11 protein-coding genes are annotated in these 15,133 nt (G+C 34.2%); 3 read left to right on the top strand and 8 right to left on the bottom strand.

The window, feature by feature from the left end:
• Positions 1 to 122: 122 nt before the first annotated feature.
• The 3 genes from FF52_RS12850 (at position 123) to FF52_RS12840 (ending at position 2,058) form a co-directional block, all read left to right on the top strand.
• Complete coding sequence (locus tag FF52_RS12850) at positions 123 to 446, top strand: SUF system Fe-S cluster assembly protein (RefSeq protein WP_008466058.1); 324 nt, start codon at positions 123 to 125, stop codon at positions 444 to 446.
• Positions 447 to 518: 72 nt separating this feature from the next.
• The gene (locus tag FF52_RS12845; protein ID WP_008466057.1) at positions 519 to 1,028 is read left to right on the top strand and encodes a DUF2480 family protein; all 510 of its coding nucleotides are present in this window, start codon (positions 519 to 521) and stop codon (positions 1,026 to 1,028) included.
• Positions 1,029 to 1,107: 79 nt separating this feature from the next.
• A complete protein-coding gene (locus FF52_RS12840; protein WP_008466056.1) occupies positions 1,108 to 2,058 on the top strand; it encodes a DUF3078 domain-containing protein in 951 nt (316 codons plus the stop codon).
• Positions 2,059 to 2,201: 143 nt separating this feature from the next.
• On the opposite strand, the gene hflX is transcribed toward FF52_RS12840, so the two are convergent.
• From hflX to FF52_RS12800, 8 genes are all read right to left on the bottom strand, one after another.
• A complete protein-coding gene (hflX, locus tag FF52_RS12835; RefSeq protein WP_008466055.1) occupies positions 2,202 to 3,434 on the bottom strand; it encodes a GTPase HflX in 1,233 nt (410 codons plus the stop codon).
• A gap of 166 nt (positions 3,435 to 3,600) precedes the next feature.
• On the bottom strand, positions 3,601 to 4,458 hold the full coding sequence (locus FF52_RS12830) for a hypothetical protein (RefSeq protein ID WP_008466054.1): 858 nt from the start codon (positions 4,456 to 4,458) through the stop codon (positions 3,601 to 3,603).
• Positions 4,459 to 4,594: 136 nt separating this feature from the next.
• Positions 4,595 to 5,929 (bottom strand): DUF5689 domain-containing protein, encoded by a 1,335-nt coding sequence (locus FF52_RS12825; RefSeq protein WP_008466053.1) that lies wholly within the window; start codon positions 5,927 to 5,929, stop codon positions 4,595 to 4,597.
• A 20-nt stretch (positions 5,930 to 5,949) separates the two neighbouring features.
• A complete protein-coding gene (locus tag FF52_RS12820) occupies positions 5,950 to 8,769 on the bottom strand; it encodes a carboxypeptidase-like regulatory domain-containing protein (protein WP_008466052.1) in 2,820 nt (939 codons plus the stop codon).
• Positions 8,770 to 8,991: 222 nt separating this feature from the next.
• On the bottom strand, positions 8,992 to 10,206 hold the full coding sequence (locus tag FF52_RS12815; protein WP_008466050.1) for an MFS transporter: 1,215 nt from the start codon (positions 10,204 to 10,206) through the stop codon (positions 8,992 to 8,994).
• A gap of 461 nt (positions 10,207 to 10,667) precedes the next feature.
• Positions 10,668 to 11,711: a Gfo/Idh/MocA family oxidoreductase gene (locus FF52_RS12810; RefSeq protein ID WP_035691493.1), complete on the bottom strand. Its 1,044-nt coding sequence runs from the start codon at positions 11,709 to 11,711 to the stop codon at positions 10,668 to 10,670.
• Between the two features lie 81 nt (positions 11,712 to 11,792).
• Positions 11,793 to 12,863 carry an NADH:flavin oxidoreductase/NADH oxidase gene (locus FF52_RS12805; protein ID WP_008466045.1) on the bottom strand — a complete coding sequence of 357 codons (1,071 nt, stop codon included), beginning with the start codon at positions 12,861 to 12,863 and terminating at the stop codon, positions 11,793 to 11,795.
• 116 nt (positions 12,864 to 12,979) lie between these two features.
• Positions 12,980 to 15,130, bottom strand: a complete 2,151-nt coding sequence (locus FF52_RS12800) for a peptidase domain-containing ABC transporter (protein ID WP_008466043.1) — start codon at positions 15,128 to 15,130, stop codon at positions 12,980 to 12,982.
• Positions 15,131 to 15,133: the final 3 nt, after the last annotated feature.

Here is a 15,133-nt window from a genome sequence, read left to right as displayed (position 1 = left end):
AACCATTAAGGCATTAAGGTTCATAAAGCTTTATGCTTAATTTTCTAAGTAATTAGAAGGGAATTAAGTAAACTGTAAAACTTAATTTTCTTAATCTCTTAATGGTAAAACAAATACACAAAATGGAACAAGAAATAGACACAAACGAATTAGGAGAATCAATCGTAAGAGTTTTAAAAGGCATTTACGATCCTGAGATTCCAGTAGATATTTACGAATTAGGTTTAATTTACGACGTAATGGTAAATACAGATTACGAAGTAAAAATCCTTATGACGCTGACTTCACCAAACTGCCCGGTTGCAGAAAGTTTGCCAAGAGAAGTAGAAGAAAAAGTAAAAGCAATCGAAAACATTAAAGATGTTGATGTTGAAATTACTTTTGACCCGCCTTGGAGCAAAGATTTAATGAGCGAAGAAGCTAAATTAGAATTAGGAATGCTTTAAAAAAGTATACAGTTTACAGTCACAGTCTCAGTTAAAAACTGCTACTGTGACTGTGACTGAAAACTAAAAAAAATGGAAGAAATAATCAATAAAGTTGCCAATAGTGCTTTAGAAGTTTTTGATCTTGAGGATTATTACCCAAAAGGAATGCGAGTGCAGATTGACATTTCGCAATGGCTTTTGGAAGGATTTTTATTGAAAGAAAAGGACTTTAGAGAACATCTTAAAAATCACGATTGGTCACAATATCAGGATCAATATGTAGCTGTAAACTGCAGTACAGATGCGATTATTCCGGCTTGGGCATTAATTTTAGTTGGTGTTCATCTGGCTCCTTTTGCTAAAAAAGTAGTAAACGGAACTATAGAAGATCTTGACGCAAGCCTTTATGAAGAGCTTTTAAGCAAAATAGATTACTCTGTTTACAAAGGCAAACCGGTCATTGTAAAAGGCTGTTCTAGAAAGCCAGTTCCTATGCGCGCTTACATTTTAGCTACGAATTATTTACAGCCATTTGCCCGCAGTATTATGTACGGCGAAGCATGTTCGGCAGTGCCTTTATACAAAGAGTCTAAGAAATAACCTGCAATAACACTACAGCAAACCTTAACTTTCCATTGGTTTTTAGTATATTTGGTAATACACTTCTAAACTAAAGACCATGAGAAAGCTAACCCTATTACTTTTCATTTTAGTAAATTTCACATTTGTACAAGCCCAAAATTCAGAAAAAGAGTTAATTCAAAATACTGAAAAAGCAGTAAAAAAAATTAACGATACTATAGAAGGAGAAGGGTGGAAAACAAAAGGAACTGTTTCCCTTTTATTAAACCAATCGAGTTTTAACAACTGGATTGCAGGTGGAGAAGATAGCTTTTCTGGAACATTAGGAATCAATTATGATTTCAATTACAAAAAAGACGATTTAACTTGGGACAACAAAATTTTAGCATCGTACGGTCTTCTTCAAACCAAAAATGATGACTTCACAAAAAAAACAGATGACCGTTTAGAATTCAATTCTATTCTCGGAAAAAGAGCCTTTGGAGAATGGTATTATTCATACTTCTTAAATTTTAGAACACAATTTTCAACTGGCTACATTTATGATCAAGATGCCAATGGAAAGCAAATAAGGACTGAACAAACCAAATTTATGTCTCCTGGATATCTTACCACAGGGCCAGGTATTTACTGGACAAAAGATGACAATCTTAAAATAAATTTTGCTCCGCTAACTTCAAAATTCACTTTCGTAGACAGCGCCTATACAACTGGAATTGATAGATTTACAGGATTGCCATATGTAGACGGCAGTTATTTTGGCGTTGATGAAGGCAAAAGCATACGTTACGAGCTTGGTTTTTATGCTTCAGTTTATTATAAATTGGCGATCATGACAAACGTGACTGCCGAAAACACACTTAACCTTTATTCCAATTATCTCGAAGACCCACAAAATGTCGATATAAATTATTCCCTAAATGTTATAATGAAAATCAACAAGTTTCTATCTGCTAATTTATCGTTTCAGGCTATTTATGATGATAATGCATTTGCCGGACTTCAAACTAGAGAAGTATTTGGTCTAGGCGTTAATTTTGGGTTTTAATTATTGCATGAGCAAGATTTCAACAAATAGATTTAAAAAAATATGAATACCGCAGATTAAGGAATTATTTAGATTAAATTCTTTTAAATTTTTAATCTGCAACAAAACAAAAAACGGCTTTTGATTTCTCAAAAGCCGTTCCTTTATTCTTCTTCATCCTTTTCAACTGCATCCTTATAATCTGGATACAAAAAATTGTTGTAAGGAAAACGCGTAATATGAATCTGGCGAACCGCTTCATAAACTGTTTCTCTAAATTCTTCGAAATTCTCTTTGTTTCTGGCAGAAATAAACAACGCTTTATCCTGCCCTACATTACTCATCCAAGTTTGTTTCCACTCGTCAAGTGTCCAGTGTTTTCTCGTTCTTTCTGTAATCAAATCATCTTCATCGATAGTAAGATGTTTGTAGGCATCGATTTTATTAAAAACCATAATAGTTGGTTTGTCGTTGCTTTTTATTTCCTGTAAAGTCTTATTTACAGACTCGATATGATCTTCAAAATCTGGATGCGAAATATCTACCACATGAAGCAATAAATCCGCTTCACGAACCTCATCTAAGGTACTTTTAAAAGAATCAACCAATTGTGTTGGCAGTTTTCGAATAAATCCTACCGTATCAGAAAGTAAAAAAGGAAGGTTTTTAATCACCACTTTTCTAACTGTTGTATCTAAAGTTGCAAACAATTTATTCTCAACAAAAACATCACTTTTACCAATTGCATTCATCAAAGTCGATTTTCCGACATTGGTATATCCAACAAGAGCTACACGGACCATTGCTCCGCGATTGCTTCGCTGAATACTCATTTGTTTGTCGATTGTTTTGATTTTATCTTTCAATAACGAAATTCGGTCACGCACAATACGTCTATCGGTTTCAATCTCTGTTTCTCCAGGTCCACGCATACCAATACCCCCTTTTTGACGTTCAAGGTGTGTCCATAAACCAGAAAGTCTCGGAAGTAAATATTGACATTGTGCCAATTCTACCTGAGTTCTTGCATATGAAGTTTCGGCTCTTTGCGCAAAAATGTCTAGAATTAAGTTTGTTCGGTCTAGAATTTTACAGTCAATAATTCTTGATATATTTTTCTGCTGAGATGGCGTTAATTCATCATCAAAAATTACAGTCGATATTTTGTTTTCTTTTACAAAAAGATTGATGTCATCAATTTTCCCTGTACCCACAAAAGTCTTCGGATTAGGGCGTTCCATTTTTTGCGAAAAGCGTTTAATAACTTCACCTCCCGCGGTAAAAGTCAGAAACTCCAATTCGTCTAAATATTCATTTAGTTTTTCTTCACTTTGATTCTGAGTGACAATACCAACAATTACTGTTCTCTCAAAATTTATAACTTCTTTTTCTAACATAGTCTTGAATAAGGTGCAAATTTAATCATTTGTCAGCTACAATCAATTATACAATTTTGTTTTTACATTTATATTTAAAAGAATACATTACAAAAAAAATGGAACCCGTTAAGATAAACTCAACTAAAGTTCCACTTTTCAAATGAATGGTCTAAGTTTAAAACCCTTATTCGTAAATAAACGTTTTTTCCGTTTTCACAATTCCGTTTTCTTCTATCTGAGAGCAAGAAATCGGATAGTTTAATTTGTTGTATTTGTATTTTCTGCTTATTGCAACTAATGCTGTAGATGATGGACTGAAATTAACTTCATTATTATAAGAAATTGATTCAAACTCAAATTCTTCTTCGTGATATGAAATCATAGGTACAATTACTTTGTAATTATCTCCAAAAAGACTTTGAACGATTAACTGATCAACCGATTTTTTATCATCATAAGTAAATGATTTAGAGATTTTATCTCCAACCAATCCTTTATGTCTTGACACATTATCGTTTACATAAACGTATTCTAGTTTTCCAATGATGGCCTTGTTTCTATCGCGTGACGTACGTCTTACAATAATTCCGTTTTCAACAAGATATTCAATATCATCTACTAAATTCTGATGATTGGTGCTCTTTTTTGTTGTTACTTTTACTCTTGCTCCTTCATACACAAATGAAACAGTCTTGGTAATGTAATTTGGACCTTCCTGGTATTTTTTTACAAATTTGGTAATATTGTTGTCGGCGTTATAAGTATAGTTGATTACTTCTTTCCAGTCGCTTCCTACCTTATCTTTTACAGTCATATCCAGCAATCCGTTTTTGTTGTAATAAAAATGCTGTACAACATCTGAAGTGGTTATTGTTTGAAGCTTACCGTCTTTAAAAACCATTGTTTTGTTAACAATTTCTCCGTCTTTAGAGTTTTGGTAATTTGTTTTTACAATGTTGATCTGCTTTAGCTTAACGTTGTCTTGACTGTGCATCAAGAAAGGAAACACCATCCATAAGATGGCAATAAAGTAGGTTTTCATGTGGTATTTGTATTGATTTGGGATGACCAAAGTACAAAATTCATTTAGATTTTAACTATTTGAAATACAAAAACTACAAACTTTTAAACAAAACACTAAAAATCAATACATTATTTATAAAAATAAAATTCATGCCTTATTTTTCTCCAAATATCTTAATATCGTCAACCATAAAAGCACCATTTAATGTTTTGTCTTTTCCTGATCCGATGTATTTAAAGGCAATATTTATGTTTCCAGAATAAGCCGAAAGATCGATTCCGCCAGAACTGATGAACTCACGCGATGGAGTCAAAAGTGTTGGAACTTTTGCTTCCAATTTTGTCCATTTTGCTTTGGTCACGCTTGCGCCATCAAAATTAGTTGAAACGTAAACCTCTAATGTATTTAACGGAGAATCAATTTTCAGATCGTGTTGCGCACTTCTAAAAGAAAGCACTGCATTTTTATATCCCGTTAGATTTATTTTAGGCGAAACAAGCCAAGCCACGTTCTCGGCTGCAGTTGTGCTTGTTGTATTGAATTCTGCATAGCCATTACCAGAATATACCATACTTTTCCAGAGTTTTGTTGCTTTCTCTACAATGTTGCTCCATCCCGGAAGTGCAAAATTGACATTGTTTTTAACAGACTGAAAATCTTCTGAAAAAAATGGAGTATTTCTTTTTCCATTCATCACAATATCACTTTCGTATCGAACCATAAATTGATAATCTGTACCAAATTTGGTTAGAATTCCTTTCACTTTTCCGCTTCCTTCCGGTACAGCATGATCTGCAAATTTTGCATAACTACTGGTTCTAAAAATAATCTGATTTCCTGTTTTGTCTCTCAAATACCAGTTTGTTGAACCTCCAACATTATTAGATTCTTCAAAATAATGGCGTCCTAATGCGGCTTCGGTAAATTCCACATCTTTTAATTCTATCAAAGTATTTAGCTTAGAATCTGAAAGCGCTTCTTCCACAGAAAGTGATTTAACCAACTGGTTCTCGTCTATATTTGTGCACGAAGCGTTTAATACATTTTTATATTCGTTTTGGGAAATTCTGCCAATTGTCGGATCACCAGCATTACTCACATACAAACTCCCAATTCTTAAACCGCCGTAATACAAATCTGTAAATTGATTTTTAAGTTTTACAAACACTTTATTTCCCACTCGGTAATCAATATAAGTATTTGTGGCATCAATAGGCACGCTGAAACCAATTGCTAGCGCTTTTTCAGTTTCTTTGGTCTGCAATGAAATAGTCTTAAAAAAATTGCCTCCTTCGTCGCTCGAAACTACGTAAGCTTCAATAATGTCGTCATACAAATATTGTTTCGCTGTTGTACCCGAAAGCTCATAGACTTTTTCTACACTTTTATTTACAGGAAGATTGGGCTGAGTGCACGCTAATTTTGGAGTTTCAACTTCTTTAGTGCAACTAATTAGGGATAATGCAAACAATAAAATAATTTTTTTCATGAGAAATAAGGTTTTCTGTTTTATAAACCGATTGTAAGATTTAGAAAATAAGTTCGTCCATAACCATAATAATATCTTGGTCCAAAAGATGGTGTTCCGCTTGAAACATCTTGATTCAATGCTCTAAAATTGGCATTTCTTGCCTGTTCAAAACCGCCTGTTTTATATATTAAATCCAAAACATTATTGACACTGGCAAAAAGTCCCACATATTTTTTATGAATACGCCAAGATTTGCCTCCGTTAAAATTCAGCAACATGACAGGTTCAAATTTTTCTTGTTTTAGCAATTCATTCCCTCTTTCGGAAGTTGCCTCAGGAAAAGGAAAACCATTTGCCGGATTGATGTAAAATTGAGATGTTCTAGAAATTGGCGAAACATCTATATAACTCTCTGCCAAATAATTGATATTGCTTCCAATCCACCAAAACTTCGGATCACGATATTCTACTCCAAATGAATAGGCTTGCTGAGGAGTTCCCGGCTGTTTGTAATTCTTTAAATAAGCGGGTCCAAAATCAAAAGTGGTTTGCGCTCCTTCTTTTTCTCTATTGGCATCATTTACAATCATTACATTTGGGTTACTGGTATAGACGTAATTTCCAAATGCTGCCGAGAAAGTTGTTTTTAATGTTGGCCAAATTTGATATTCAAAACTTAATTCTGCTCCCGTATTTTTCTTATCCAAGTTGGTCAGAGTCTGGCTGACAAATGCATTTGTCGAATCATAACCAGAACCATTGTCAAAAATACCTTCAGCAAAGAAATAAGAAGTTCTGGAAGTATTTTTAATTGCTGTATAATAGGCTGTTAAGCGTAATTTGAGTTTTGCTGAACGATATACATAATTAGCCTCAGCACTGCTGATATTTTCACTTTCAATTCCGTCTACGACATTATTATTCAAACGTGAATTTGAAAAAGTATTCCGCAGAGAAGGTGCTCTTGTAAAATGTGCGGCATTAAAAAACAACAATTGTTTTCCTGAAATTTTATAAGTGAAACCGCCTTTGAAACCGAAATTCTCAAAATTTACTTTCTCACTTTTTCCTAAAGAATTTGTCGGATACAATCCATTTTGATACAATCCTTCTCTCTGATAATCTGTCATCGAATAAGATTGTGTCAAGAAGAATTCTGTTTTATTATAACTAAATTTAAACTGCGTAAAAACATCTAAAGTATTAGCCAATAAATTGTAATTGTATCCGTAAATATCTCCTTTTACGACTTGACGATTTGGATGCAGCAAATCTGATTGCGAAAGATTTCCTTTGTAAAACGGATCTATATCTTCAAAATAGGCCCCGCCAAGAAGATCCAATAAATACTGAAAATTATGCGATTTTAATTTCTTAAAAGTAAATCCGCCATCAAAAGAAATATTAGGTGTTATCTGTGTATTTAGATTTGAGTTTACTGCCAAAGTTCGATCATCTGTTCTGTCTTCATAAAGCACGTAATGGCTCTGCGCAGGCACATAACTACTCTGTTCCATTTTTTGATTGGCAAAATACATTTCGTTCCAATTAATCTGGGGATTTGCTAAAAATGCTATTTTGCTTTTTTCTGCATTTTCATAATCTGGGGTAAATTCACCCGAAAACTCTCCTTGATCTTTAGCATAAAGCGAACTAAAATAACTTGGCATTTTTTTATAATAAACAGGATCGGGACTATCAGCATTTTGGTAATCGATATTGCTATTTCCAACTTTTCCGAACTGATACATTATACCTGAATTCAGATTGGTTTTATCATCAATTTTAAAATAGTGATTGAGCATAAACAGTGGCTCTTCTACATTTTTTGTTCTTGCATTTCTCTTTTCACCGTTCTGAAATCCCCAATATGAGTTGTATTTTTCGCTCATTAAATCGGTTACTTCACTAGTATTCGCTGAGTTCTTTCCTCGTGAATTTGGCGTATAAAATCCTGTAAAATTGATTGAATTCCTGCTGTTTAATTTCTTTTCAACACTAAGAAAAAAAGAATTGGCATCGAAATTTGTGCCTTCAAAATATCCTTCATCGGCCCAGCGTTTTCCAGCTGATACCACAAAAGCCCACCCAGAAGCATTCATTCCTGAGGCATAAGTTCCGTTTGCTCGCCATAAATAAGTGGTATTGCTTCCAGAAAACGTGAGCGACGCTCCTTTTCTATACAAAGAAGCGCGTGTAAAAATCTGCTGTGTGCCTAAAATACCTCCAAAAGTATAATTGGAAGCTGCAGTTCCAACCGAGAATTCCTGATTTCTAAGCACATTGTTTAAACCTCCCCAATTGCTCCATTGCGGTCTGCCATCGTAGATTTTGTTCATTGCCATTCCGTTAAGCATCGTGATTGCATTTTCGCTGTCTAAACCACGCATGCGAAATCGAGCTTGTCCCCAATTGAAAGCTGCCGCCTGCATAAAAGCATCTCTTGATGATTGCAAAAGTCCCGAAGTCATTTCAGACGAACTATTATCCTCTGAGAAATCGCTATCTGATAAAGTGATTAATGCAGCAGGAACCTCATCTGAATAAGTGTCTTCTAACTGTAATATTCCGAGATTAATATTCTGTCCGGCATTGGACTTTACTTTCAAAAGAAAATCTTTGTATCCTTGGCTTCTTAGTAAAAGTAATTGTTCTTTTTTGGGAAATATATGAAGTTCAAATTTTCCCGATTTTGAAGTAAGCTGCATCACAGCTGTGTTCTGTATCGTCACCACTACATTTTCGAGCGGATTCTGCGTTCGGGCATCAATAACAATTCCTGTTACTGTTATTTCTTGTTGTGAAAAAGCAAAATTAAAGAACCAAAAAATAAAGAAAACTGCGTAATTTTTTATCATTAAAACCTGTTATTAACTTTTAAATATTCTTAGGATTGACAATCCTTAATTCAAAAGATAAAATTGGTTTTTGGAAAAAGAGAAACTTCTAACTTTAACGTCTAAGTTAGAAATTCAAAAATAAACAAATTATTTAAACATAAGTAAATTCTTTCAATTTTATTTCAATTTAAGTAAATAATAGCTAAAAATAATAAATCTTAAAAGACAATTATATTAAGCCTATGTCCTAATTTTAGAAACCATAAAAGCAATCAGAACGCCAAAAATTCCGATAAAGGCAAAAGAAAACTGCAGTCCAAAACTTTGTGCAATGTGACCAATTACTGGCGGCCCCATTAAGAAACCTAAGAAACTTACGCTCGAAACAATCGTTAAAGCTTCGCCCGCTGGAACTGTCGGGTTTTTACCTGCAATGCTGTAAACAGTAGGAACAATCGTTGCAACGCCCAAACCTACAAACATAAAAGCAATGGTACACGGGATGATATAAGGAAGAAAAACCGCTGTAAAAAGTCCAGCCGAAATCATAACACCGCTAATCTGCATGACACGTTCGCGTCCAAATTTATTGATTAATCCGTCGCCAAGAAATCTTCCGCTGGCCATCATAATCATAAAAGAAGTATACCCTAAAACAACCAATGGTCCTGGAGCTTTTACAATATCTTTAAAATAAACTCCGCTCCAGTCAAACATAACACCTTCGCTGGCCATACTGCAAAATCCGATAACACCTAGCCAAAGCAGAGCCGTGTCTGGTTTTACAAATAGTTTTTTGCCTTCTTCTTTGGGTTTCTTTTTTTCTTTGGCTCTAACCAAAAATTTAAAGTTAAATGCCACCATCAATAAAACAATTCCGGCTACAATAATAAAATGATGCAGCGGACTTAATTTTAAAGCCAGCATTCCTAAACCAACCAGTGCGCCTGTAAATCCGGCAAAACTCCACATTCCGTGAAACGAAGACATAATTGTTTTTTTAAACAACACTTCGGTATAAACACCTTGTGTGTTTACAGCAATATTGGCTAAGTTTCCAAAAAGACCAAATAAAAATAATCCGAGGGATAATTGTAATGATGTTGTTGCCAAACCTAAATTAATAAGGCACAAAACATACATTATTAAGGAGAAAATCAAAATGCGATGGCTTCCAAATTTAGTAACCATTTTGCCCGAAAAAGGCATAATAACCAATTGCCCAACCGGAAGCGCAAAAAGTATAGAACCCAAATCACCTTCTGTTAAATGCAAAGCTGTTTTGATATCTGGAATTCTACTCGCCCATGTGGCAAAACTCAAACCCATTCCGAAATAAAACATTCCAACAGCAAAACGAATGCGATTTAAATAGGAAGCTTTGGCTTCTCTAAATACTTTCTTGATTTTTGCTTTGGTCTGAAAAAGCGATAATGGATTAATGTTTATCAGCATATTGATTTTTATTGGAATGTTGTCAAAAATACTAAAAACGCTCGTCAAAGTGCATAAAGCCTAAGATTATCTACAATATACAACGTTATTGTTTATAAATTCAGAGGTTTTTAATTGAATTCTTATTATTAAAATTACGATTTTTCGGGTTTACTAGAATTATAATTTGTTTCATTTTTTTATGTAAACAAAAAAAGGGATTCTCAATTTTTGAGATATCCCGTTCTATTTACATTTCGTTGTTCCGTAGGAACATTTCGTCGGTAGAAAAAAATAATATCCCATCACATTTACGTTCCGTAGGAACGTTTGATTTTGGTGTCATTTTAACAATTTAATGTATCAAACGTTCCTACGGAACGAAAAATTTACCGACGAGACATTCCTAATGGAATGTTTTTAATATATGCTTATCACCTTTTGCTGTGCATTCTACCAATCAGACATTCCTACGGAACGTTTTATGATATGCCTATTACCTTTTGCTGGGCATTACTTGCAATCGCGGCTTCTATAACCTGCATTACTTTTACGCCTTCATCTGCGGTAACGGGTTCTTTTTTATCATTTGCAATCGAGTCGTAAACGCCATCAAAGAAACTGAAATAATTGCCTTGAAGCGTAGGAATTTTTTCTCTCACAATTTTACCGTCTATTTGGGTATGCAAAAGTCCCTGCAAACTTTCGTCTTCTGTTCCCCAAGAATCTAAATTTGGCTTTTTGCCAATTTTCAATTCGTCTTCCTGCACATCTCCACGAGGTTTTAAAAATGAACCTTTTTTTCCGTGAAGTGTATACGCTGGATTCGCTTCTCTAACAAAAAATCCTGCTTTTAAACGGACTCTGAAATTAGAATAAAACAAAGTCAAATCGATCCAATCGTCTACAACAGAGTTTTCTCTGGTTACGCGAATGTCGCCAAAAACAGCTTTTGGACATCCAAACAGACTTATTGCCTGATCTATAATATGCGGACCTAAATCTTTTAGAACTCCAGCTCCGTCATTGGCCGTTTCTTTATGTGCTTTTGGGCTTAACAATGGATTGTATCTGTCGAAATGAAATTCGGCTTCGACCAAATCTCCCAAAACGCCATCATCAATTACTTTTTTCACGGTTTTAAAATCGCTGTCCCATCTTCTATTCTGGAAGACAGCCAATTTTAAACCCTTTTCTTTTGCAATTTTTGCCAATTCTTTTGCTTCTGCAACCGTTGTTGTAAATGCTTTTTCTACCACGGCATGTTTTCCTGCCAAAAGCACTTTTTTAGCATATTCGTAATGCGTTCCAACTGGCGTATTTACAATTACCAAATCGACATCATCGTTTAATAATTCGTCTAGCGAAGCGTAACTTTTTACGTATGGATAATCTTCTTGAATTAATTTTTTGCTTCTTTCCCAAGAACCTAATAGTTCAAATCCTTCGTGAATATCTAAAAATGGCGCATGGAAAACTTTCCCCGACATTCCGTATGATAATAGTGCTGTTTTTATCTTCTGCATTGGTTTTGTTTTAGTTTATTCGCCACGAATTCACGAATTACAAAAAAATAAATTCGTGAATTCGTGGCGGAAAAAAAAATATTAAAGTTTAGCTCTCTCGTATTGTTTTGGCCATTGAATATCGTCGTTTAATGTTGCGGCGAAATCTAAAGGCAAGTTCGGATTTCTCAATGATTCTCTAGCGAATAAAATCAAATCGGCTTGATCCATATTTAAAATTTCTTCGGCTTGTTTGGCTTCTGTAATTAATCCGACTGCGCCTGTTGCAATTCCTGCTTCTGCTTTCACTTTTTCAGCAAAAGGAACTTGGTAACCTGGCCCTAATGTTATTTTCTGATGCGAAACCAATCCGCCCGACGAAACATCTATTAAATCTACTCCTTTTTCTTTTAATATTTTAGAAAGCTGTACAGATTCTTCTGGATTCCATCCGTTTTCTGCCCAATCGGTTGCTGAAATTCTAACAAACAAAGGCAAATCTGAAGGCCATTCTGACTGAACCGCTTCTACAACTTCCAGCGTAAAACGGATTCTGTTTTCGAAACTTCCGCCATATTCATCTGTTCTTACATTTGTTAAAGGCGATAAAAATTGGTGCAGCAAATAACCATGCGCCGCATGAATTTCTACTACCTGATATCCTGCTTCAACTACTCTTTTGGTTGCTGTTTTAAAATCGGAGATTACTTTTTGAATTCCGTTTTTGTCCAATGCTTCCGGAAGAAATGGTTCATTTTCATGATACGGAATCGCACTTGGCGCTACAGTTTGCCATCCGCCTTGAGCGAAATCTAATTTCTTATTCCCCAACCATGGAGCCGAAACACTTGCTTTTCTTCCTGCATGCGCTAATTGAATTCCGGGAATAGAATTTTGAGAAACTATAAAGGCATTAATTTGTTTTAGTTTTTCGATATGTTCATCTTTCCAGATTCCAAGATCGGAAGGAGAAATTCTAGCTTCTGGAGAAACCGCCGTTGCTTCCTGAATAATAAGTCCGGCACCTCCGCTGGCACGGCTTCCTAAATGAACCAGATGCCAATCGTTTGCAAATCCGTCAATTGCAGAATACTGGCACATTGGCGAAATCGCAATTCTATTTTTTAAGGTGATATTTTTTATGGTAAAGGGAGAAAATAATTTCGTTGCCATATACTTGTAACTTTTAATGATTTTATACTACCAATTGAGTGAGGCAGTGTTCGAAAAGTAAAGTTACGGCATCTTGTTAAAACGAGAAATCGAAATGTTTATTAATTAACAAACATTTAAACCAAATTCTGCTTATTCCATAAATTATAATATTCCGTTTTCTGTTCCAGCAAATCAAAATGATTGCCTGATTCTACAATTGTCCCATTTTTCATAACCAATATAGTGTCTGCATTGGCTATTGTACTCAAACGATGCGCAATGACAATTATAGTTTTTCCTGAGGATTTAAAATTATCGATAACTTCTTTCACTATTCTTTCTGAATTAGTGTCTAAAGATGCGGTCGCTTCATCCATTAATAAAATTTCTGGATTTTTATATAATGCCCTTGCAATGGCAATTCTTTGTTTTTGTCCGCCCGAAAGCATCGCTCCATTTTCACCAATCTGTGTTTCAAAACCGTTTGGCAATTTTTCGACAAACTCGTGAATTCCAAGTTGCTTTGAAAGCTCCAAAATTCTCTGAATATTAGGAAAAGATTCCCCTAAAGCAATGTTTTCTATAATATTTCCAGAAAACAAATTAAGCTGTTGGGGAATAACACCAACAATTTTCCTTAAACTCTTATAATGAACATGTTGAAGATCAAAATCTCCAATATTAATTTTACCTTCTTTTATGGGATAAAGGTTTTGCAATAACGAAATTAAAGTAGTTTTTCCGCTACCGCTTTCACCTACAATCGCTGTTGTTTGGTTTTTCTTGAATACAGCATTAAAATTTTTAAAAACTTCGACGCGAGATCCATACCGAAAAGAAACATTTTCAAATTTTATATCTCCTAAATTTTCTTTTGATAATTCAATTTTGTTTTCGCTTTCTTCTCTTTCTAAATCCATGATTTCAAAAAGCCTGTCTGCTGCAATCAATGCATTTTGCGCTGTTTTATTCATATTAATTAAGGATGCAACGGGCGATGTAAAATAACCGATTAACGCATAAAAGGAAAACAATTCTCCAGGAGTAATTGCTCTATCAATCACATAACCCGAACCAATCCACATCAAGATTACAGTAAATATAGATGCCAGAAACTGTGTTGAAGTTGTAGCAAAAATGCCATTTAAACCAGATTTATAAGTTATGAATAATAGTTTTACAAATTTATTTTCGGTTTTTAAATTTGAAAACTCTTCAATCCCAAATTCCTTTACAGTTCTAACATGCGTAATGCTTTCAACCAATTGTGTCTGCAGTTCTGCAGCATTCTCCATTATGTTTCTTTCAACCTTTTTGTTGAATTTGTTTAGCAGAAAATAAATTAAAACATAAAACGGAATAACCAGAATAATGACCAAAGCCAATTTCCAATAATAGGTAAACATTAATGCAAAAGAAAAGATGACAATAAAAACATTTACAATCATTTCGATTGCGGTTTCATTTATAAATGATCTTATTTTTACTGCGTCATTTATTCGGGATGTAATTTCTCCAATCTGCATGGTATCAAAAAATCGTTGAGGCAAATGAAGCAAATGTTTATAATAACCTAAGATCAATTTAGCATCGATTAACTGGCCTGTTTTCATAACAAAAATGCTTTTCTTTGAGCCAATATATGCTTGAAGGAGAATAATCGCGATCATAGAAACACTTAATAAATTTAGCAGATTTCTATTGCCATCTACCAAAACATAATCTGTTATTTTTTGGATATAAATTGACATTGCCAATCCTAAAACTGTAAATACTATAGCACCAATTAATGCCTGAATTAAAATAGTTTTATGTGGCTGAATTAAATTCCAAAACCTTTTTAAAGGTGATATTTTTTCATCTAATGTTTTAAAATCTTCATTTGGTGCAAAAAGAATTAAAACGCCTGTCCAGATTTTTTGAAATTCTTCAAAAATGTATGTTTCCATCTTACCAAAACCTGGATCCATAACAGTAATCGCAGATTTTTCAACTTTGTAAATAACTAGATAATGATGATACTGCTCTTTTGTTATAATATGTGCAATAGCGGGAAGCGGAATTTTATCTAAGGCATCTAAGCCTCCTTTTACGCCTTTTGCTGTAAAACCCATTTTCTCGGCAGCTTCAATTATTCCAAGAACATTGGTGCCTCGCTTATCTGTGTTGGCATACTGGCGTATTCTCGCTATTGGAAGATTAACTTTGAAATGGTTTCCAATAGATGCCAAACAAGCAGCGCCACAATCTTTAATATCATGTTGTTTTATTTTTATTGAAGCCATTTA

It is taken from the genome of Flavobacterium sp. F52 (genome assembly GCF_000278705.1).
Classification (GTDB): Bacteria; Bacteroidota; Bacteroidia; order Flavobacteriales; family Flavobacteriaceae; genus Flavobacterium; species Flavobacterium anhuiense.
Note: the sequence above shows the minus strand (reverse complement) of the source record. Positions and strands in the feature narration are given on the sequence as shown.

Excerpts from the sequence above, each read along its gene's own strand:
- FF52_RS12850 (WP_008466058.1), top strand. The coding sequence starts at position 123 with ATGGAACAAGAAATAGACACAAACGAATTAGGAGAATCAATCGTAAGA.
- FF52_RS12845 (WP_008466057.1), top strand. The coding sequence starts at position 519 with ATGGAAGAAATAATCAATAAAGTTGCCAATAGTGCTTTAGAAGTTTTT.
- FF52_RS12840 (WP_008466056.1), top strand. The coding sequence starts at position 1,108 with ATGAGAAAGCTAACCCTATTACTTTTCATTTTAGTAAATTTCACATTT.
- hflX (WP_008466055.1), bottom strand. The coding sequence starts at position 3,434 with ATGTTAGAAAAAGAAGTTATAAATTTTGAGAGAACAGTAATTGTTGGT.
- FF52_RS12830 (WP_008466054.1), bottom strand. The coding sequence starts at position 4,458 with ATGAAAACCTACTTTATTGCCATCTTATGGATGGTGTTTCCTTTCTTG.
- FF52_RS12825 (WP_008466053.1), bottom strand. The coding sequence starts at position 5,929 with ATGAAAAAAATTATTTTATTGTTTGCATTATCCCTAATTAGTTGCACT.
- FF52_RS12820 (WP_008466052.1), bottom strand. The coding sequence starts at position 8,769 with ATGATAAAAAATTACGCAGTTTTCTTTATTTTTTGGTTCTTTAATTTT.
- FF52_RS12815 (WP_008466050.1), bottom strand. The coding sequence starts at position 10,206 with ATGCTGATAAACATTAATCCATTATCGCTTTTTCAGACCAAAGCAAAA.
- FF52_RS12810 (WP_035691493.1), bottom strand. The coding sequence starts at position 11,711 with ATGCAGAAGATAAAAACAGCACTATTATCATACGGAATGTCGGGGAAA.
- FF52_RS12805 (WP_008466045.1), bottom strand. The coding sequence starts at position 12,863 with ATGGCAACGAAATTATTTTCTCCCTTTACCATAAAAAATATCACCTTA.
- FF52_RS12800 (WP_008466043.1), bottom strand. The coding sequence starts at position 15,130 with ATGGCTTCAATAAAAATAAAACAACATGATATTAAAGATTGTGGCGCT.